The organism is Paenibacillus sp. FSL H7-0703, assembly GCF_038003485.1.
GTDB lineage: Bacteria > Bacillota > Bacilli > Paenibacillales > Paenibacillaceae > Paenibacillus > Paenibacillus polymyxa_B.
Map to the genome: position 1 here is coordinate 111,040 of NZ_JBBOPF010000002.1, position 19,889 is coordinate 130,928.

The 19,889-nt window shown below is 45.1% G+C and carries 16 protein-coding genes and 1 other annotated feature; of the genes, 5 read left to right on the top strand and 11 right to left on the bottom strand.

Annotated elements, in window-relative coordinates:
- Positions 1 to 30: 30 nt before the first annotated feature.
- Entirely contained in the window at positions 31 to 459 is a 429-nt protein-coding gene (locus MHB46_RS24910; protein WP_023989320.1) for a CBS domain-containing protein, read from the bottom strand.
- Positions 460 to 543: 84 nt separating this feature from the next.
- The gene (locus tag MHB46_RS24915) at positions 544 to 1,749 is read right to left on the bottom strand and encodes a M20 metallopeptidase family protein (protein ID WP_341163842.1); all 1,206 of its coding nucleotides are present in this window, start codon (positions 1,747 to 1,749) and stop codon (positions 544 to 546) included.
- 249 nt (positions 1,750 to 1,998) lie between these two features.
- Between MHB46_RS24915 and ftsW the strand changes: the two genes are divergently transcribed.
- A complete protein-coding gene (ftsW, locus tag MHB46_RS24920; RefSeq protein ID WP_061829008.1) occupies positions 1,999 to 3,258 on the top strand; it encodes a putative lipid II flippase FtsW in 1,260 nt (419 codons plus the stop codon).
- Between the two features lie 225 nt (positions 3,259 to 3,483).
- On the opposite strand, the gene MHB46_RS24925 is transcribed toward ftsW, so the two are convergent.
- On the bottom strand, positions 3,484 to 3,849 hold the full coding sequence (locus MHB46_RS24925) for an Asp23/Gls24 family envelope stress response protein (RefSeq protein WP_013310912.1): 366 nt from the start codon (positions 3,847 to 3,849) through the stop codon (positions 3,484 to 3,486).
- Between the two features lie 192 nt (positions 3,850 to 4,041).
- On the opposite strand from MHB46_RS24925, the gene cax reads away from it, so the two are divergent.
- On the top strand, positions 4,042 to 5,112 hold the full coding sequence (gene cax, locus MHB46_RS24930; RefSeq protein ID WP_254325333.1) for a calcium/proton exchanger: 1,071 nt from the start codon (positions 4,042 to 4,044) through the stop codon (positions 5,110 to 5,112).
- Positions 5,113 to 5,251: 139 nt separating this feature from the next.
- Here the strand turns inward: cax and MHB46_RS24935 are convergent, their stop codons facing one another.
- The 5 genes from MHB46_RS24935 to MHB46_RS24955 all read right to left on the bottom strand — a co-directional run bounded on the left by MHB46_RS24935 (position 5,252) and on the right by MHB46_RS24955 (position 10,236).
- Entirely contained in the window at positions 5,252 to 5,542 is a 291-nt protein-coding gene (locus tag MHB46_RS24935; RefSeq protein WP_007431028.1) for a YlaN family protein, read from the bottom strand.
- A 141-nt stretch (positions 5,543 to 5,683) separates the two neighbouring features.
- Positions 5,684 to 5,926, bottom strand: a complete 243-nt coding sequence (locus tag MHB46_RS24940) for an HPr family phosphocarrier protein (protein ID WP_013310915.1) — start codon at positions 5,924 to 5,926, stop codon at positions 5,684 to 5,686.
- A gap of 89 nt (positions 5,927 to 6,015) precedes the next feature.
- The gene (locus MHB46_RS24945; RefSeq protein ID WP_013310916.1) at positions 6,016 to 7,131 is read right to left on the bottom strand and encodes an aminopeptidase; all 1,116 of its coding nucleotides are present in this window, start codon (positions 7,129 to 7,131) and stop codon (positions 6,016 to 6,018) included.
- Positions 7,132 to 7,207: 76 nt separating this feature from the next.
- Positions 7,208 to 8,032 carry a hypothetical protein gene (locus MHB46_RS24950; RefSeq protein ID WP_341163886.1) on the bottom strand — a complete coding sequence of 275 codons (825 nt, stop codon included), beginning with the start codon at positions 8,030 to 8,032 and terminating at the stop codon, positions 7,208 to 7,210.
- Positions 8,033 to 8,250: 218 nt separating this feature from the next.
- On the bottom strand, positions 8,251 to 10,236 hold the full coding sequence (locus MHB46_RS24955; protein ID WP_341163843.1) for a sensor domain-containing diguanylate cyclase: 1,986 nt from the start codon (positions 10,234 to 10,236) through the stop codon (positions 8,251 to 8,253).
- A gap of 436 nt (positions 10,237 to 10,672) precedes the next feature.
- Here MHB46_RS24955 and rpsD point away from each other — a divergent pair, with 436 nt between their 5' ends.
- On the top strand, positions 10,673 to 11,272 hold the full coding sequence (gene rpsD, locus MHB46_RS24960; protein ID WP_061829003.1) for a 30S ribosomal protein S4: 600 nt from the start codon (positions 10,673 to 10,675) through the stop codon (positions 11,270 to 11,272).
- 79 nt (positions 11,273 to 11,351) lie between these two features.
- Here rpsD and MHB46_RS24965 read toward each other — a convergent pair whose 3' ends face one another.
- Together MHB46_RS24965 and tyrS are read right to left on the bottom strand one after the other, a co-directional pair.
- Complete coding sequence (locus tag MHB46_RS24965; RefSeq protein WP_341163844.1) at positions 11,352 to 12,221, bottom strand: AraC family transcriptional regulator; 870 nt, start codon at positions 12,219 to 12,221, stop codon at positions 11,352 to 11,354.
- 201 nt (positions 12,222 to 12,422) lie between these two features.
- Positions 12,423 to 13,676 carry a tyrosine--tRNA ligase gene (gene tyrS / locus MHB46_RS24970; protein WP_341163845.1) on the bottom strand — a complete coding sequence of 418 codons (1,254 nt, stop codon included), beginning with the start codon at positions 13,674 to 13,676 and terminating at the stop codon, positions 12,423 to 12,425.
- A gap of 66 nt (positions 13,677 to 13,742) precedes the next feature.
- Positions 13,743 to 14,009, bottom strand: a binding site (T-box leader).
- A gap of 135 nt (positions 14,010 to 14,144) precedes the next feature.
- On the opposite strand from tyrS, the gene MHB46_RS24975 reads away from it, so the two are divergent.
- The gene (locus MHB46_RS24975) at positions 14,145 to 17,168 is read left to right on the top strand and encodes a transglycosylase domain-containing protein (RefSeq protein ID WP_341163846.1); all 3,024 of its coding nucleotides are present in this window, start codon (positions 14,145 to 14,147) and stop codon (positions 17,166 to 17,168) included.
- 123 nt (positions 17,169 to 17,291) lie between these two features.
- On the opposite strand, the gene acsA is transcribed toward MHB46_RS24975, so the two are convergent.
- The gene (gene acsA / locus MHB46_RS24980) at positions 17,292 to 19,007 is read right to left on the bottom strand and encodes an acetate--CoA ligase (RefSeq protein ID WP_341163847.1); all 1,716 of its coding nucleotides are present in this window, start codon (positions 19,005 to 19,007) and stop codon (positions 17,292 to 17,294) included.
- Between the two features lie 239 nt (positions 19,008 to 19,246).
- Here acsA and MHB46_RS24985 point away from each other — a divergent pair, with 239 nt between their 5' ends.
- Positions 19,247 to 19,879 (top strand): GNAT family N-acetyltransferase, encoded by a 633-nt coding sequence (locus MHB46_RS24985; RefSeq protein WP_061828998.1) that lies wholly within the window; start codon positions 19,247 to 19,249, stop codon positions 19,877 to 19,879.
- The last annotated feature ends 10 nt before the right edge of the window (positions 19,880 to 19,889 follow it).

Consider the following 19,889-nt stretch of genomic DNA (forward strand, 5'->3'; position numbering starts at 1 on the left):
CCCAAACCAATGCCTACCTTAATTATTCTTCTAGTGGACCTGCTCGGAAATATGACTAAGCGCCTCTCCAGCGTTGTCTGCAAAAATATTACGAACAGCCAAATCCCCGATCGAGACAATCCCGATCAGACGGTCTCCTTCCGTCACGGGCAAACGACGGATTTGCTGCTCTGCCATCAGCTCAGCTGCTTGGTCCACCGACATGTCCGCACTAGCTGTACGAATACCTGTCGTCATAACCGTATCGACCGAACCCGAACCCGAATTTTTAGCCGCATAGCCGCGAACGACAAGATCACGGTCCGTTACTACACCGATCAACTTATCACTGCCTTCGCTTTCCACAACCGGAATAAAACCAGTATCATTGTCCTTCATTTTGACCGCAATTTCATAAATATTGTCCTGCGGGGTAACCGTTACGCATTTTTTAGTCATAACTTCCTGAACTTTTTTCATGGGTACTCCCTCCTTTTCAAGAGTAGGGTACCCCATTTCATTCAGCTCATACTCCAGATTGAACCGTTCCCAATTCAACTCATTTTAGCCCTTAATTGCCCCTGCCTTTCGTTCCGCAGCGTATCCCGTAGACATCGCAATAAACAAACGAACCGCGTTAATCATAGCATCCTCATCAAAATCAAATTTCGGATGATGGTGTGGATAAACCGCTCCTTTAACTGGGTTACCCGCTCCTACGAACATGAAGCAACCTGGCACACGTTCCAAATAATACGCAAAATCTTCAGCAGGCATCAGCTTCGACGCTTCCTGTACATTCTCCTCCCCAAAAACAGATTTTGCTTCATTAAAGAAACGATGTGCTTCATGTGCGTCATTGACAACTGGTGGGTATCCCATAATATAGCGAACCTGTGCTGTTGTACCGTATGTTGCGGCTGTAAGCTCTGTCACCTCATGCAGTCGCTCCTTCATTACCGTTCGTGTCTCCTCATCAAACGTACGAATCGTCCCACTCAAGCGACACGTTTCTGCGATCACATTTTGCGCAGAGCCCCCTTGGATGGTTCCCACCGTCAGCACAGCAGGTCGCAAAGGGTCGACTGAACGGCTTACGATACTTTGCAGTTGCATAACAAGAGCTGAACCCGCCACGACACTATCATTAGTGGACTGAGGCATGCCACCATGCCCACCCTTACCTGTGATTTCAATATAAAAATCGTCTGCCGCCGCCATCAGCGGCCCTGCGCAACTCGCGGCCGTCCCGACCGGAAAAGGTGTCCATAAATGGATGCCATAAATGACATCCACACCTTCCAATACACCATCCTTTATCACACTGACCGCTCCGCCAGGCAGCAATTCCTCCGCAGGTTGGAACAACAACCGAATTTCTCCTTGCAGCTCGTCCCGGTTCAGACTAAAATAGTAAGCCGTTCCAAGCAACGCGGATGTATGTCCGTCATGGCCGCAAGCATGCATGGCTCCGTCCACGCTGGAGCGATATTCACATTCCTTTTCATCCTGAATAGGAAGAGCATCCATATCGGCACGCAGTAAGACGACAGGCCCAGGTTTAGCACCACGAATGGTACCTACAACACCGTGTCCCCCTACCTGACGGCGAATCTCGATTCCCCAACTCTCCAACTTATCCGCTACAAAAGCTGCGGTTTTGCTTTCTTGAAAGGAAATTTCGGGATTCTTATGTAAATGTCTACGCCATTCCACCATGTTTTCTTGCAAACGATCAAACCAGGTCTCGTCTATCACATGTTGTGTCATTCTGCTCCACCTCTCCTTTTAAAGCATCGGGCAAGTTCCCGATTAATCATGCAGCGTCACCACGTATGCACCGCTGCTCTCAAGTCTTCATTTTTATCCTATTGTAGCAGATATGGAATTGTTGCGATATCTGTTGCTCCAGGGAGCTTGCAGAAGCCCATCAAACATAATATGATAAAATGGATAAACGATAAAATGATAACCGTCTGCGAGGAATATACCTTGTGGCGAATACCGGGGGAAGCTGATATGAGAAATACGAAGCCGGAGACTCGAAGAAGAGGCACACCGGATTTCCAATTGCTGATCCTCACTTTGTTACTGGTTGGATTCGGTGTAATTATGGTATTTAGCTCCAGCTCCAGCGTAGCTCTGCTGAATAAAGAATACAATTTTGACTCTTTATATTTTGTGAAGCGCCAATCTGCATTTGCTGTACTTGGACTTTTTATTATGTTGGTAGCTATGAATATTAAGATGGAAAAATATAAAAAGCTTTTTGTACCTTTATTTTTCATAACTATATTACTGCTAATCATCGTTCTTTTTACAGGCTCACTTAACGGCGCAAAAAGCTGGCTCAGGTTTGGTAGTGTTGGCTTCCAGCCAACGGAGCTTGCGAAAATTTCCATCATCCTTTACTTATCCGCACTGATCGTCAAAAAAGGAGATCGCTTTAGAGATCTGCGGACTGGCTACATACCTGTAACAGTCATTGTAGGCTGTGTTGCAGGACTCATCATGCTTCAACCTGATTTAGGCTCCTGCTTCATTTTGGTTGCCACCAGTGGTCTGATTATTTATGCCGGGGGAGCCAGTGTCAAGCATATTACAGCATCCATTGTTCTGCTCGTGCTAGGCGCTTCCATCGTATTTGGTATTGGGTCGTTGTTTGGAGGAGATTCTGGAACCACAGATGGACAAGCTGCTGCCCAGCAAGATTATAAAATCGGGCGCTTTCAAGCCTTTCTTAATCCCGAGAAATATAGACAAGGAACGGGATACAATCTGGTACAGTCCTTGCAAGCAATAGGTGAAGGCGGCTTAAACGGGTCAGGCTTTGGTAAAGGTATTATCAAGCTTCACTATCTTCCTAATTCATTTAATGATTTTATCTTTTCCGTAATCGGTGAAGAATTCGGATTTATCGGAACAGCCATATTCCTGATGCTATATTTGTATTTCATTTGGCGAGGCATGATCATTGCTCTTCGTTGCCATGATCCGTTCGGAACGTTGGTAGGCACCGGCATCATGGGTTTGATCGCCATTCAGGCCTTCATTAATATCGGCGGTGTAACCCAAACGATTCCAATCACTGGCGTAACGCTTCCATTTATCAGCTTTGGTGGCTCCTCCCTACTTGTCATGATGTTTTCCATGGGCATTATGCTCAGTATCTCTCGTGAGAACACCAAACAAGCGGTGCAGGAACGCACCACAGGGGTAGCTGTCCGTAATGAAGTACCCAATCGCTTTCAAACTCGTAGAACCAACCGTTTTCGCTAAAAAAAGAACTTCCAAGGACCACTTACAACGGTGGCTTTGGAAGTTCTTTTGGTTATGTATAAAATACGAGAGCCCTCTGCAAAATGGCTATACTGTTGATTCACAAAACGAAAACTGGCGATTCTATAACCCCCAGTTTTCGTGTTTTTATTCGGGTTATCCCACGGAATTTCCCGACATGTATACAATTGGCTAAAAATGTCAATTTGTCGGTTCCTGATTCTTTTACACTGCGTCGTCCTTGAACGCAACACCTTCCACTTTTACGTTCACTTCCACGACCCGCAAACCCGTCATACTTTCGACGGCTTCTCGCACATTTTGCTGAAGAATTCGGGACACCTCATGAATAGGTGTTTCGTAGAGCACGATAATACGTAGATCAATGGCAGCTTCCAGCTGTCCAACCTCCACTGATACGCCTTTTTGTACATTTTTACCGCTCAGCCTTTTGGCCCAGCCTTCCGATAAACCGCCTGACATTGCAGCAATGCCCGGTGTCTCTAATGCGGCCATCCCGGCAATTTTACCTACGACATCGTTGGAAATCTTGATGTTTCCTGCTTCCAGTTGTTGAATTTGCTCTGCCATGACCTATGTCCCCCTTCATCCATCCTTTATTTGTATTGTAAAGCCTCAGCCACTCCAAATGCAAACCCTACGTATGAAAAACAACTTTCGTTTACAACCTATATCATTTTGGGTATATTAATTTAGAAAATCCATACAAGTGACAGCTTTCGCCAAACTTGTACACATCTATTGATATCGAGGTGCTCTTCATTGAAAAAATGGTTATCTCCCGCTTTGCTCATAGCGACATTTGCTCTTAGCGCAGTCGCTCATTACACCCATTGGAATGCTATAGCCCAATTTGTCATTTGTGCAATTTCTGTTGTATTCGTAGCCGGTTTTCTCGGCAGGGCGACCGAAAGTGTCGCGCATTATGCTGGCCAACGTCTAGGTGGGTTCTTAAATGCCACCTTTGGTAACGCAGCCGAACTGATCATCGCCATCTTTCTCGTTAAAGAAGGTCTTTACGATATGGTAAAGGCCAGTCTTACCGGTTCCATCATCGGTAATCTGCTGCTGGTGCTCGGAGCAAGTCTGTTCGCTGGCGGTTTGAAGTACAAAGTGCAAAATTTCAATGTATCGCTGGCTGGATTAAGTGGTTCTCTGATGATTGTGGCTGTTATTGCCTTGTTCGTTCCAGCTGTCTTTCTGAACACACACGTTATCACAGATAGCGAATCAGATACGCTCAGCCTGATTGTCGCAGGCACGCTCATTGTCGCGTATATTGCGTGGCTTATTTTTTCTATGATTACGCATAAGGACTATTTAGCTGACGTGACCGAACAAAAAGATGAAGAATTGCCACATGAGCATGCCCCTGTGTGGTCCAGAAACAAATCCATTGCCTATTTGGTACTCGCTACCGTCATGGTCGCTTTTGTCAGCGAATGGCTGGTAGGTACACTTGAGGTGTTTACGACCCAATTTGGGCTCAGCGAATTGTTCGTAGGTGCCTTCCTCGTCGCTATTATTGGTAATGCAGCCGAACATAGCGCTGCTATTTTACTGGCGATGAAAAACAAAATTGGTGCATCGGTCGAAATAGCTGTCGGCAGCAGTTTGCAAATTGCACTATTTGTTGCCCCTGTGCTGATTTTTGTCAGTTACTTTATGGGAAACACGATGAATATTGTTTTCACCACTATTGAGTTGGTCGCCATTGCTGTCGCTGTATTTATCGCCAAATCCATCACCCAGGACGGCTCAACCAACTGGTATGAGGGACTCATGCTACTGGTAGTGTATGTATTGTTAGGTGTATCCTTCTTCCTTGTGTAGCTTTTAAGGTTTAAAATGTGCATTAGGATGGTCGAAGGGCGAGGCGCTTTTGCCATCCTAAAGGAACTTTTTTTAAAAAAAGGCATCAAAAAAAGCATGCTCTCAAACTCCGCATGCTCTCATCAATTCAACCGTCTTCCTAATTGGCCTTATTATTCATGGCCTCATATAGAATAGCCAGATTGCGTTCCAGCTCACTGACCAGCTGTTTACCTACCATTTCCGGAAGTAGTCCAGCGCGAACCGCAAAATCCACTTCCTTGGAAAATCCGTACATCTGAGTATCCAGCACTTCCTCATAGAGAGGGCAATAACGGGTTGCCAGATTCTCCATCTGTACTTCAATAAGCTTCTTTATTTTATCTGCATCTTCCTGAAGCAGATTAATAGCCTTGATATTCAATTGTTCCTGCAAATCAGATGAAGTCATGGATTCTTCCCCCCTATGTCTCAATGTCGCACAAGACGTCCTATCCTTAATATTAGACCAAATTGCAGGCTAATACAAGAACCTGACAAAAAAAGCATCCCTACAGTTACAGGTAGGGATGCTTTTGCTTCAAGAATAAAGTTAGCTGGCTACTGAAATATGAAGTCCGTGCTTCTCGAATACCTCGATGATCGCTTTCTTAGCTTCCTCCGCATCTGGTCCATGAACGTGTAGTTCATAGCTATGGCTGCTGACTAGGGTCGTAAACAAGCCCAGTATACTTTTCACATCAATATACTTATTTTCGGAATGAAGGACGATGGAAGAGGTGAACTTGCTCGCCGTCTGTGCAATTTCAACAACCGCCGCGTTATTATTGGACATAGAGATCCCTCGCTTTACTGAATTGTCATGTATCGTTACTCACCCATAATAATACATTGAAATCGCTTTCTCAGCAAGAACGGATATCGTTATTTTAAATTCTCAGGGTTTAATGGCTCCAGCTCAGGCAGTACAAAGATGCCGTCTTTACGAATCAAAACATCGTCAAAATAAATTTCACCACCGCCATATTCTGGACGCTGAATCAACACCAAATCCCAGTGGATCGATGAACGATTACCGTTATCCGCTGTTTCATAAGCTTGACCCGGTGTAAAATGCAAGCTGCCGGCGATTTTCTCGTCAAACAAAATATCCTTCATTGGATGTAAAATGTGCGGATTAAACCCGATGGCAAACTCGCCAATATAACGTGCTCCCTCGTCAGAATCGAGAATATCATTCAGCCGCTTCGTATCGTTACTCGTCGCTTCCACAATCTTACCATTTTCAAAACGGAATTTAACATTTTCAAAAGTAATACCATTATACAAGGTTTGTGCATTGTAGCTGATAGTTCCGTTAACGGAATCACGTACAGGCGCGCTGTATACTTCGCCATCCGGGATATTGCATTGACCTGAACACTTGATAGCTCCGATTTGCTTAATAGAGAAATTCAAATCCGTACCCGGTCCGCTGATCCGTACCTTGTCCGTCCGATTCATCAGGTCTGCCAATGCATCTTGAGCTTTGTCCATTTTTGCATAATCCAGATTACACACATCGAAATAAAAATCTTCGAACGCTTCTGTGCTGATATTTGCCAATTGAGCCATGCTGTCATTCGGATAACGCAGCACTACCCATTTAGTGTGTTTCACCCGTTGTTCGCTATGTACCGCATGCTGATAAATGGAATTATACATTTTCATTTTATCTTCCGGCACATCTGACAGATCATTTACATTTTCACCTGCACGAATTCCGATGTAGCAGTGCATTTGCTTCATCCGGTTAAGGTCAATCTCAGCCCAAGTCTCCAGCATCTCCTTTGTCGCGTGACGAAGCATAGCGCTCTGTACCTTACGGTCTGTAAGTTGTACAAAAACATTTCCACCTTTTTTACCAACTTCATGAATGATGGCGTTAAGCAAGTCGCGCTCTGTACCAATCATTTCGATCAATACATTTTCTCCAGGCTGCACTTCAACAGAGTAACCGACCAGATTTTCCGCCAGCTTAAGTATTCTAGGATCTTTCATGTAGTGTCTCTCCTTCTCTATTTCATTCTTTTTGAACAATGGTTAATTCAAAATTCATTGTATCACGCCCGCCACGTTACTTGTAGTCCTTAAAAGTAACTCTGGTTATCAAAGCCTCTTGATGCAGTTCTTCATTCGCTCCCTGTCGGGAAATCCTGCATTCCGATGAAAGCTTTAAGGGTAAACCTGTTTGGCGATCTATAGTCAGATGATACACAGTACGCACAATGGATTGCTCCAGCTGGTTGCTCATATCCTCACAACTTTGTGCCCATATTTGGCTCAACTTCTTTTGCAGTTCTCGATTCGTTCCTGTATGCTGCGTTTTTAATATCCCGATTTGAGGGTTTAAAGTATTCATTTCTTTTATTAAACGATCTTTCAACCAGCGCTTTGCCGAAGCAGATTCCGGTTCAATCCTCAACACCCAAGTTCCCCGGGCAGCTCCCGTTTCCATACGAATGCTCTTATTCAGTGTATTTAATTCCTCAAGCTCCTGAATCGGATTGAAGCGATTTAACATACCATTTCCAACCAGAGGGGGATAATCGGATGTCAGCGCAACCCATTTTCCACTCTGACGAAGAAAACGTTCTTGTGTAACATCATGCTCGGACTTACCTTGTTGCAGAGCTGCGTAGCCACCTTGCTTACGAAAAGCCACTGCAGAGCCCCAGTGCATGGTCAATTCATCGTGATTTCTTAGCCTACCGCGATATTCAAACTGCTTATTCGTCGGCAGACCACTGTCAGCTCTAATTGCAGTCCGTCCAGTAAACGTTACCATCTCTTTGCCGGCCATTCCTGCAACAGCTCTCTTAAAAATCTGCTCAGGAGTATATTGTCGATCCAGTGCACAACCACTTAACACACCTATTACAAGGAACACACAAACCTGCATCACCCATTGCTTTCTCCAATGCATCCATCATCCGTCCTATCCTGAACATAACTGTACTCATGAGCAATAAGCCTGCTTCAAAGTAGTTATGCTACCTGGTTCACTTTATCGTGTTTTCCCTATAATTCAATCATACACACGATATAGCTACGTTTAGGATTACCTGTCTGCAATGGGTTATGCAAGACAAAAAGAGAACATTCCCTATGGAATATTCTCTACACATTGGCTACATGATCAACAACTATTCGATTGCGTCCTTCATTTTTCGCTTCGTACAAGGCCATATCAGCCCTATAAAATAAAGATTCAATACTGATCTGCTCATCCAGCCAGTTCCATTCAGCAATCCCGCAAGAAACCGTCACCTGAGGCTCGGTTTCATGCTGCACACGGTAACGTATTTTTTCTGCATATTCGAGCGCCTGCTGAACCCCCAGCTGCGGTAAATAAATGGCAAGCTCCTCGCCGCCCCATCTTGCACATACATCCTCATCGCGAGTCGCCGAACGAACGATATTGCTGACGCTTTTCAAAATTTCGTCACCCGTCTGATGCCCATGCGTATCATTCACCTGTTTGAATTGATCAATATCTACCAAAATAAGAGATCCACAGAAATCCTTTTCCTGATGTTGCTGAATGATTTGGTCCACATAGTGACGTACATACAGACCTGTTAACATATCCATATTAGCCAACCGCCGCACTTCAGCGTGCAGCATAGCATTGGTTACCGCCAATCCGATATGAGGGGCTAGCATTTGCAGCATTTTGTAATTATCGTAAGAGAAAGAGTGTGGAAGCTTGCTGGACAATAGTATAACCCCTTTAGGAGTACCGCTGGTCTTCATAGGTACAGCCATCAAAGACTGGGAGTCTGTCGCATCCATAAAATGAGAGGATATCTTTCCATCCTTTCTATAGTCCGACACAATCACTGGTTCTCCTGTTAAGCGTATCAGCCCAGCAAATCCATCTTCAAGAGGGTAACTTTCCAGTCTTAAACTTTCCACATTACTCGACATGACTTTAAAACAGTTTCCATCCTGATCAAGCTGTACAATACAACAAAAGTCCGCCATGAACATTTTTAATAACTCCTGCACAGCAAATTCAAATATTTCATTTAACTTCAGGCTCTGATTCAAGCGCTGAACCAGTTCATTAATGAGACGCAATTCATGGATAAGTACATTCGATTGCTCAAGCAGCTTCGCATTTTCAAATGCAGTACCAGCCGTATCCGCCATCATGGCAATCAGCTCTACATCCACTTTTTTCATACTGTCCGCACCCGATGGAAGAATCATATGGAAAACACCGTATACACCCTGCTTGCCACGTAATGGGATGGCGATTTCAGTTATTTCATCTTGTGTACCGACAGGCTCGTTCACAGCCATTTGCCCTTTCATAAATGCACGGACGCATACATCTTCATCCCGTTCATGCAGCAGCAAAGGTTTGACCTGCGGATTGCGACTGTGTCGATCCTGACTCATGTACAAGGTGATATCTACATGGGGAAACAAATAGGCGATGCTCCCGAATACCTCATCCAGCACGCCTTCCACGTCAATTTTGTCATGCATCCGTTTTACAATCTGAAATAAAATAGAACGGCGTCTACCTTCACGATCGCTTCGATTCTGCATCCCAAGGATATCTTCCATAAATATGTACTCAAACTTCGAGTAAAAGCAGGATTTAAAATGTAAAGCAGCTACTAACAATGTGTCCTGATTTGAGACAGAATGTTGAGCAGGCCGTGTAAAACGAAGAGCGGCAAAGGGCTCCCTCTTATAATTACGGCATAGTATGGGAACCATATACACAAACGCAAGGCTTCCATCACGAAGTTTGCGCTGGCTCACTTCCACCTCTCTAGATATGCAACAACGTTCGACCAAGTCCAAATCCTCGTCATCATCTTCTTCCCTACCAGCAACACGAACACCTATAAAATTAAAAACAGCAGTATACTCTTCGTTAATCCAGGATATACCATTGCTCTGCTGTAACCAACTCCGATATCCTTGGACAAGAAGCTGATTAATATAGGGGAAATCATAGGGTGTCATATCCATGTTCTGGAGCCAGGCAAAAGACGTATATCCTTTATCATCAAACAGCGGAGCACCGCTAGCCTGGACTGTTTTACTGTCAAGCATTTGCTGATCCGTTGTTGAAAATTCCGACATATTAAGGCGCTCCTTCACAGCAAAGTTAGCTGTACCAAGACAGCGGCTATACACCACTATAGCTCATAATATGATCTATTTTACTCTCAACTTTAGAAATTTGCATCCATTTTTCAGAAATTCGTCCCACTTTTTTAGTTCTAAAGCCCTATCGACAAATTTTGACGTTTTCATTCTTTTTCTCTTCTTGACATTGACCTACTCTTACATATAGTATATATTATTGAAAAAGACTGTACGGCAGAACTATCTACTGTGCGGATCTTAAATTTTGGGCGTAACAGTTTGTGTCACCCTCATCTTTTTTGTTGCTGACAGGACAGCGGCTGAACTTTTCTGTCAGTAGTGCGTCTTACCTTAATAGGTAGCGCCGAACAAATTGGAGCGCAAAGAGAGCCCCAACTCAAATTTTAATTATGAAGGAGTTAACTCTATAATGGCACGTTACACTGGTCCTAAATTTAAATTGAGCCGTCGTCTCGGTATTTCCCTGAGCGGCACAGGTAAAGAATTGAAACGCCCTTTCCCTCCGGGACAACATGGTGCAAACCAACGGAGAAAAATCAGCAACTACGGTATGCAGCTTCAAGAGAAACAAAAGCTGCGTCACATGTACGGCTTGGGTGAAAAACAATTCCGTACCCTGTTCAACAAAGCTCAACACATGCACGGTATCGCTGGTGAAAACTTTATGTTCTTGCTGGAAAGCCGTCTGGACAACCTTGTATTCCGTCTTGGCTTTGCTAATTCCCGTGCAGGCGCACGTCAATTGGTAGCTCACGGTCACGTTACTGTGAACGGTAAAAAAGTTGACATCGCTTCTTACCAAGTAAGCCCTGGCGACGTGATCGGTCTTCGTGAAAGAAGTCGTTCCCTGTCTTCCATCAAAGAAGCTTTGGAAAACCGCAACCACTTGGCAGCTTACCTGGAGTACAATGACGCAGCTCTGGAAGGTAAATTCATTCGTTTGCCTGAGCGTGGCGAATTGTCCCAAGATATCGATGAAAAACAAATCGTCGAATTCTACAACCGCTAATCCTTGCATTAGCACCAAAAAGCACCCGAATTTATTCGGGTGCTTTTTTATATTCTCTGTGCATCGAGCCTGAGGGTTTTTATTCAATGGGGATGTATACCTTCATACTCAAATGATCTGGATAGGAGGAATTCATCACGTCCGTAATTTCAAAATCAGGCCCCTCCCTCCGTTCAAAATTAGAATTAGGAAGCCATGTGCCATAGATAAAGTCTCGTATATTCTGAACCCGTCCATCTGAACCCGAAGCGTCAAACTCAGCATACTTCCCTGCTGGAATCTCCATATATATGAAACCCTCTGCCAGTTCTTTTGACTCTTTTTCAACTGCCTCGCCCACCACAAATGAAAATGCACCGTTGTCTTCAAATTGACAGGCAACCCCATATGACATTCCCGGTGCAATTTTGTTCGGGATACACATAAAATATTCATTTGCTCCAAAGTGTCCATAAAATCCTGGGATTTCTTTATAGTGCTGCTCATTATTCAGATTTGTTTTATATTCATATCCTACAATTTTGACCGTTTCGAGCTGCAATATCACCGGCTTATTCACATCCAAATCCCCCATCGTATTTTTTTGGTAATCCAGAAAATTGATTTTACTTTGCCAAGGAAGCTCAATATCACCGTTACGATACTTCCCAGGGGTGATCCCAAAATTCTTTTCAAAAGCGCGGGTAAAAGCCTCTTGTGAGTTGTACTGATACTCAATAGCAACGTCCAACACTTTTTGATTGGATTGTTTTAGCTGTTCAGCCGCCTCGGACAATCTTCTCCTTCTTATATATTGTTGAACCGTAAAACCCGAAATGGCCTGAAAAACCCGCTGGAAATGAAAAGCTGAAAAGCATGCCTGTGAAGCAATATCGGCAATTTTTAGATCCTCCCGGAGATTCAATTCAATAAACTCAATCGCACACTGAATTCGTTTAAAGTAGTCCATATAATCCTTCCCCGCACTTGTAATTGTTTTGGTTATCGATCCTACACCCAAATTGTGCAACCCACGTTTTCATTATGTATAACTCTTTACCTACATGTTTGATTATTTGTGCTAAGTTTACCATGACTTTTCACTTTGCAGAAATAAAAAAGCAGCGCTGAGATCGATACAATCTCAGCGCTGCTTTTGAATATATTTTCATTATCCAAGCTTGATTTTAGCAAATTTCCGTTTACCTACCTGCACAATGTCGCCTTCCTTCGGCGTGTATGCTTCGTTCACATCCGTCCATTTCTCTTCGTTAATTTTGACCGAACCCTGCTGAATACTGCGCTTGGCTTCACCGTTAGATGCTGCAAAGCCCAGATGAGTCAGCAACTGGATCACACGAATGCCACCTTCTTCTAACTGATCAGCCGTCAAGGTGAACTCTTCAATATCGTCAGGCAGCGCACGTTGCTGGAATACGGTCACAAAATGCTGCTTCGCTGCTTCCTCTGCTTCTTCACCATGGTACATGCGCACTAACGTTCCAGCCAGCTTCATTTTGGCATCACGTGGATGCACTGAGCCGTCCTTAACACCTTTCGCCAGCTCTGACAGCTCCTCGTTGTTGATATCCGTTGCAAGCTCAAAATATTTCAGCATCAGCTCGTCAGGAACGGACATGGACTTCCCGTATATTTCGTTCGGCTCCTCATCAACACCAATGTAGTTCCCCAAACTTTTGCTCATCTTCTGGACGCCATCCAGCCCTTCAAGCAATGGTAATGTAATCGTAGCCTGCGGCTCAACTCCGTATTCTTTTTGCAGGGTTCTGCCCATTAGCAGATTAAACTTCTGATCCGTCCCCCCCAATTCAATATCGCTTTGGAGAGCCACGGAATCCATGCCCTGCATCAGCGGGTAAAAGAACTCATGGATGCTGATCGGCAATCCGTTTTGGTACCTTTTTGTAAAATCATCCCGTTCCAACATACGGGCAACCGTTACTTTGGCCGACAGGGTTACTACATCAGCAAAAGACATTGGCCCTAACCATTCGGAATTGTAGAATACCTTTGTTTTTTCAGGATCGAGAATTTTAAAAATTTGTTCCTTGTACGTTTGAGCATTACGCTGTACATCTTCCTCAGTCAGTTGCTTACGAGTCTCCGATTTACCTGTCGGATCACCAATTCTGCCTGTAAAATCTCCGATAATCAGTTGCACTTGATGGCCTAATTCCTGGAACTGGCGCAGTTTGTGCATAACAACCGTATGTCCGATGTGAATGTCAGGCGCAGATGGATCAAGACCCAGCTTAATTTTGAGTGGCTCGCCGCTAACGACTGATTTGATAACCTTACGCTTCAGCTCATCCTCCGGTACAATTTCCGCCACACCCCGCTGTATCATCTCTAACTGTCGCTCGACCTCTACCTGTTGCTCCGGCTTCAATTCTTCCCACTTCATGCTGTATACCTCCTATTTTTCATCCAAAATATTACATATTAGACAAACCAAAAAGCCCCTTTCATCCCAAGGGACGAGAAGGAGCTGCTCGCGTTACCACCCTAATTAAAGAAACGCATGTCAAAGACAGACATTTCTTTCACTTCATTCCTATAACGGGCCTACACCCGGTACTGGATTACTATGGCAGCTTCGCAAATCTGCAAATGCTTTCCATTCATCCAGACAGCTCCAGACGGTAATTCAAAGGAGGGACGCTACCGATTCACACCACCCATCGGCTCTCTGTACAACGTGAATCCGCCTTCTACTGAAGTCTTTCTCTGCTTTTCACGATATTTACTTTGACCTATTTATAACACACTGCTTTTATGTAGTCAACGACACCAAAAGACAGGCTTTTTAGCATATGGGTTCATTTTGTAATTTTATGCTATAATAATGGCTGTTATAAAGGAGGAAGACTTAATGGTTGAAGAAAAAAACAATGTATCAGAGCCAAAGCCTTCCCGCTTGCGGACAACCATGCGAAGGCTCGGCCGTGTCATAAAGTGGGTCGTCATCATCGGTTTTATGGGGGCACTATTTGCAGGAGGAGCCGCCGCCGGCTATGTTGCTTCTATTGTAAAAAGCGAACCCGTGCGTTCCAGATCCATGATCCTACAGGAAGTAGATAAGAATGCAATCACAGGCTTCGCTTATTTCAATGATGGCTCTCCCATCGGACAACTTCGGACAGAAGAAGATCGAAGACCTGTCACGTTTAAGGAGATTCCACAACTCGTCATTGACGCAGTCATTGCCATTGAAGATAATCATTTTTACGAGCATAAAGGTGTCGATCTGTCGGGAACGCTGCGTGCTGTGAAGCAAAAGGCGCTGCATGAATCCGTACAAACCGGGGGTAGTACCCTCACCCAGCAGCTTGCACGTCGTGTCTTTCTAAATCTCGATCGCACGGATGACCGCAAGGTCAAAGAAATTTTGCTGTCTCTGCGCCTTGAGCGCTTCCTAAGCAAGCAACAAATTATTACGGCCTATCTCAATAAAGTACCTTTTGGTAATGGTTCAAGCGGTTACAACGTCTTTGGCATTAAAGCAGCGGCCAAAGGTATCTTTAATGAGAATGATCTGAACGAGCTTAATATAGCCCAGGCTGCCTATCTAGCAGGTTTGCCACAGCTTCCTTCTTCTTATTCTGCTTTCAACGGTAAGGGTGAGTTTAATGAAGCTGGCTTTAAAAGAGCCATCAACCGCCAGCACCTGGTACTCAGTCGAATGCTGGAGGAGAACAAAATCAATAAAGCACAGTATGATGAAGCGATGGCTTTTGATATTAAAAAATCTCTCGCACCACGCACTGTTAAAGCTTATAACACCTATCCATACCTTATGATGGAAACAGAACGACAAGCTGCGCAGGCACTCATGTCTGTCACCAATCCGGGTCAAGCAGCTAATGCCAGTGCAGATACCAAGACCAAGGATGATAACGATTTACTCAAAGAAGCCGAACAGCAGCTTCGCACAGGCGGTTATATGGTGTACACCACCATTGATAAGAGCGTATACAAATCTATGCGTCAAATTGCAGAAAATAAAGACAACTTCTCTGCCACTAGTAAAACCAAGGGTGACGAACAAGCAGCGGCTATTCTGATTCAGCATAAAACAGGCGCCATTCTTGGAATGATGGAAGGTCGGGACTTCCAAAAGGAGCAGATGAATTATGCCACCCAGATGGTACGTCAGCCGGGTTCGGCAATGAAACCGATTGCTGCCTATCTCCCTGCATTGGACAGCGGTCTTGTGCAGCCTGGTAGTATCGTGGATGATGCCCCTATTATTTTGAAAGATGGCAGTAATGGATATCACATTCCGAAAAATTCTAACAACCGCTATCAAGGATTGGTCACGGCGCGTTATGCACTGAATCAATCGCTAAATACGATAGCACTCAAGCTGTTTAACGAAAAAGTAGGGATTAGCAATGCTTGGGCTTTTGCTAAAAAACTGGGTATCACCACCTTGGAATCCAGTGATAACAACGCCCAAACGGGTGTACTTGGCGGCTTAGCCCACGGGGTGACCGTCGAGGAACTCACGAATGCATATGGAGCCATTCCAAATGGCGGTGTGTTTAATGATGCCTATATGATCGAAAAGATTGTGGATTCGCAAGGCAATATTGTATATAAGCATCAGTCTAATCCTGTGCAGGCCTTCTCACCGCAAACCGCCTACCTGATGACAGATATGTTGCGTACAGCCGTGTCGGAAGGCACAGGCAGACTGGTGAAGCGGAACTTTGATCAATCCGGTAAGATTCCGATTGCCGGCAAGACAGGCACTACGCAATCCTACACTGATGTTTGGTTCGAGGGCTTTACGCCTGACGTCACACTGGGTGTATGGGTTGGTTACAAGCAACCTGTCAATAAGCTTGAAACGAAAGTCCAAAAAGAGCGGGCTCGCCGCTTATGGGCTCTGATCATGAATGAAGTAACAGCTAAAGATGCTCAGCTGTTCCAAACGGACAGCTTCAAGAGACCTGACGGCATTGTAAGCCGTACAGCATCCGCGTATGGTTCGGACATTTATAACAGTAAGTATCCACCTAAAAACAGTGAAAATGGTGTGAGCCGTGCGAAATATATTACCTACCAAGGTGTGAATTATATTCCACGCGATGGTACACCGGATGATATGTTATATGAACGGACCGTTAGAAAACGGGAAAAGTCAATCTCAGAATTGGTTAAAGAGCTTCAGCAAGCCTTTAAGGTGATGAGACGACATAACTCGTTGTCCTATTATCTGCCTCAGGATGCAGATAAGGAAGCTCCTACTCAGATTGATCCACGCAAGGACGATGGAGCAGCCCCTAACGCTCCATCTAGCGTCAACGTAAGCTATAGTGACGGTAAAGCCATAATCAGCTTTAGCCCAAGCGGAAACAGCGACGTCGTAGGATACCGTCTGTATCGTTCTACAGATGGGGGTAGCTTCCAACGGCTTGGCAGGGTCGTTATGGCTGACGGCTCCAAGGTGTTCTCTGACAGCCCTGGAGGCAGCAGCTCCAGCTACTACGTGACTGCCGTTGATGTGGGCGGTCATGAGTCAGGGCCAAGCACGAAAGCAAGCGCAGCACCTGTGGTGCCACCTGCAGATTCTGAGTCTCCAAACGTTCCGGGCGAGGGAGATGGAACAGGTGCGCAGCCTACAGAGGTTCCTACTGCCCCTGGACAGCCTCAAGCTAAAGCCGCTGGCTCATCCGTAGCGCTCCAATGGAGCGCAGGTAAGTCTGCGGACGCTATTACAGGCTATAACGTGTATTACAGCGAAAACGGTGCGGAGCCTTTTACAAACATAGGCTCTACCGCATCTACCAGCTTTGAATATAAGTCGGGGAAAAAGCCAAAAGGCTGGTTTCGTGTCACTTCCATGAATGCCATGGGGGAATCGGCTCCTTCCGGAGCCGTCCGTCCATAACTGAAGACAAAAGCAGAAAGTCATAGGTTGGGTGAAGATGAGATTCGCCCTAACAAAAAGGGAGTTCCCTTAGCCATTAAGGCTTTGGAGACTCCCTTTTTTAATTCTTATATGCAGAGCACTTCAATCCTCTATGGTGGATAAGTCACCTGCAGGAAGGTTAAGCTCCCAGGCTTTCAACACGCGTCTCATAATTTTACCGGAACGGGTTTTGGGTAACCTTTCCTTAAACTCAATTTCGCGTGGAGCAGCATGAGCAGACAGCCCTTCCTTAACGAAGCGATAGATGTCCTGCTTTAAAGCTTCAGACGGTGCATAGCCTTCACGCAGTGCAACAAAAGCTTTGATAATCTCTCCCCGCACGGTATCTGGTTTTCCAATAACTCCGGCTTCCGCTACAGCAGGATGCTCCAGAAGCTTGCTCTCCACCTCAAAAGGGCCGATTCGTTCCCCGGAGGAGTTAATGACATCATCAATCCTACCCTGAAACCAGAAATATCCGTCCTCATCCATGTAAGCTGAATCACCCGATACATACCAACCGGGAAAGCGGAAATATTCCTGAAACTTGTTCGGATTGTTCCATATACGATTCATCATGGATGGCCATGGTGTACGGATCGCCAAGTGGCCCATCCGGTTAGGAGGCAACACCTGCCCTCTGTCGTCCAAAATAGCAGCCTGGATACCTGGGAGTGGCTTTCCCATCGAACCCGGCTTAATCGGCAGCTCAGGGTAATTACAGATCAACTGTGCTCCTGTTTCTGTCATCCACCAAGTATCATGAATGCGCTGTGTATACACTTGCCATCCCCATCGCACCACTTCTGGATTCAGCGGTTCCCCAACGGATAAAACATGCCGCAGACTGCTAAGATCATATTTGGAAACAACCTGCTCCCCTGCGCTCATCAGCATCCGAAACGCTGTAGGAGCACTATACCATATGGTCACTTCGTGACGCTCAATCGTGCGGTACCAGTCTTCCGGGCTGAAACGCCCCCCACGAATGACATTCGTCGCTCCATTTAGCCATGGAGCAAAAATACCGTATGATGTTCCCGTGACCCAGCCAGGATCAGCAGTACACCAATACACATCATCTTCCCGCAAATCCAGCACCATTTTCCCAGTATAGTAATGCTGAATCATTGCATTTTGCACATGATACACGCCTTTGGGCTTGCCTGTTGAGCCTGATGTATAGTGAATAATTAATCCATCTTCACGATTCAACCATTCTGGCTCAAGTTCCTCTGAGGATGTGAGCATTTCTGTCTCAAAATCGATAATTCCCTGCTCGCGTTCATCCATATCACCAACCACAAAAATATGTCGCAGCTCAGGAAGCTCCTCACGTTTTACCCGTGACAGAAGCGCAGGTGTGGTCACTAATGCTACTGCCCCACTATCCTCCAATCGATCCTTAACCGCAGTTTCCATAAACGCCTCAAACAATGGACCGACAACAGCCCCTACCTTTAGAACACCAAGTAAACTAATAACCAGCTCGGGTGAACGCGGCATGAAAATAAACACCCGCTCCCCTTTACCAATACCGTATTTGCGAAGCACATTTCCGAACCTGTTAGAGCTAGCACGAAGCTGAGAGAAGGTGTAGGTTTCATGACGGTTTGCGTCACAATACAATAGTGCCGCTTTCTCCCCTCGTCCTTCCTGTACATGTCGATCAATGGCTTCATGTGCCATATTTACCTTGCCTGTTTCATACCACGTAAAATGACGCTCTGCATCCTCCCACTGAAAGTTGTTGTAAGCTTGTTCATACGGGCCCATGTTGGATGTGGGAACTACAGTCTGGAGTTCTTCAATCTTCATACGTTCAGCCTCCTCACAATGGATTAATGAGAATCACACAGAACAAGATAACGCTTACAAAATCAATAAAGCAGATGAAGTCCTTTGGTTTACTGATTGATTTAAATTGTGAACATTTTATGTCTAAAACAGTATATCATAGGTCAGGATGTGACGACCATCCTTTTCATTTAATTGTTTTTTTGCTATAAGTAGGGGATATGAGGAACGAGCTTATGGCGAACAAGGAGGGCGTACGCATGCAGCATTTAAAACTGTACCACTTGGATACGCTGGATCATAACGGACAAACAATCTATGTAGAAGGCCCCGTATCCGCGGATCAACTGCGTTCATTTCAAATGCACAAGCAATTAGATGCCTTTCGCAAACCAAAGGAACAGTTCGATGCATTAGTGGATATTTCGGAACTGCCAGAAGGCAGAATTATCATTGCCCACAACGGGGAAACTCTCCTGGGATATGTTACTTTTCATTACCCAGATGAGATGGAGCGCTGGTCGGAAGCTGGCATGAAGGATTTACTGGAACTTGGAGCTGTTGAGGTAGCCGATGACTATCGTGGTCTGGGCCTGGGTAGCCGAATGATTCGGATTGCCTTTGAGGACGGCCAGCTTGAATCCTATATTATTTTTACGACCGAATACTATTGGCATTGGGATTTAAAAGGCAGCGGTCTCTCCGTATGGGAATACCGCCGCATGATGGAACGTCTGATGAAAACTGTAGATATGGTCTGGTACGCCACGGATGATCCTGAAATATGCTCACATCCTGCTAACTGTCTGATGGTACGAATGGGAAAGGATGTGCCCCTTGCATCACAAGAGCAGTTTGACCATATCCGGTTTGTCCGAAGATTCATGTATTAAAAAATTATGC

Excerpts from the sequence above, each read along its gene's own strand:
- tyrS (WP_341163845.1), bottom strand. The coding sequence starts at position 13,676 with ATGAAGTGGGAAGAATTGAAGCCGGAGCAACAGGTAGAGGTCGAGCGA.
- MHB46_RS24945 (WP_013310916.1), bottom strand. The coding sequence starts at position 7,131 with ATGAAAGATCCTAGAATACTTAAGCTGGCGGAAAATCTGGTCGGTTAC.
- MHB46_RS24910 (WP_023989320.1), bottom strand. The coding sequence starts at position 459 with ATGAAAAAAGTTCAGGAAGTTATGACTAAAAAATGCGTAACGGTTACC.
- MHB46_RS24940 (WP_013310915.1), bottom strand. The coding sequence starts at position 5,926 with ATGTCCAATAATAACGCGGCGGTTGTTGAAATTGCACAGACGGCGAGC.
- rpsD (WP_061829003.1), top strand. The coding sequence starts at position 10,673 with ATGGCACGTTACACTGGTCCTAAATTTAAATTGAGCCGTCGTCTCGGT.
- ftsW (WP_061829008.1), top strand. The coding sequence starts at position 1,999 with ATGAGAAATACGAAGCCGGAGACTCGAAGAAGAGGCACACCGGATTTC.
- MHB46_RS24935 (WP_007431028.1), bottom strand. The coding sequence starts at position 5,542 with ATGACTTCATCTGATTTGCAGGAACAATTGAATATCAAGGCTATTAAT.
- MHB46_RS24965 (WP_341163844.1), bottom strand. The coding sequence starts at position 12,221 with ATGGACTACTTTAAACGAATTCAGTGTGCGATTGAGTTTATTGAATTG.
- MHB46_RS24985 (WP_061828998.1), top strand. The coding sequence starts at position 19,247 with ATGCAGCATTTAAAACTGTACCACTTGGATACGCTGGATCATAACGGA.
- MHB46_RS24925 (WP_013310912.1), bottom strand. The coding sequence starts at position 3,849 with ATGGCAGAGCAAATTCAACAACTGGAAGCAGGAAACATCAAGATTTCC.
- MHB46_RS24915 (WP_341163842.1), bottom strand. The coding sequence starts at position 1,749 with ATGACACAACATGTGATAGACGAGACCTGGTTTGATCGTTTGCAAGAA.
- MHB46_RS24950 (WP_341163886.1), bottom strand. The coding sequence starts at position 8,032 with ATGCAGGTTTGTGTGTTCCTTGTAATAGGTGTGTTAAGTGGTTGTGCA.
- acsA (WP_341163847.1), bottom strand. The coding sequence starts at position 19,007 with ATGAAGATTGAAGAACTCCAGACTGTAGTTCCCACATCCAACATGGGC.
- MHB46_RS24955 (WP_341163843.1), bottom strand. The coding sequence starts at position 10,236 with ATGTCGGAATTTTCAACAACGGATCAGCAAATGCTTGACAGTAAAACA.
- MHB46_RS24975 (WP_341163846.1), top strand. The coding sequence starts at position 14,145 with ATGGTTGAAGAAAAAAACAATGTATCAGAGCCAAAGCCTTCCCGCTTG.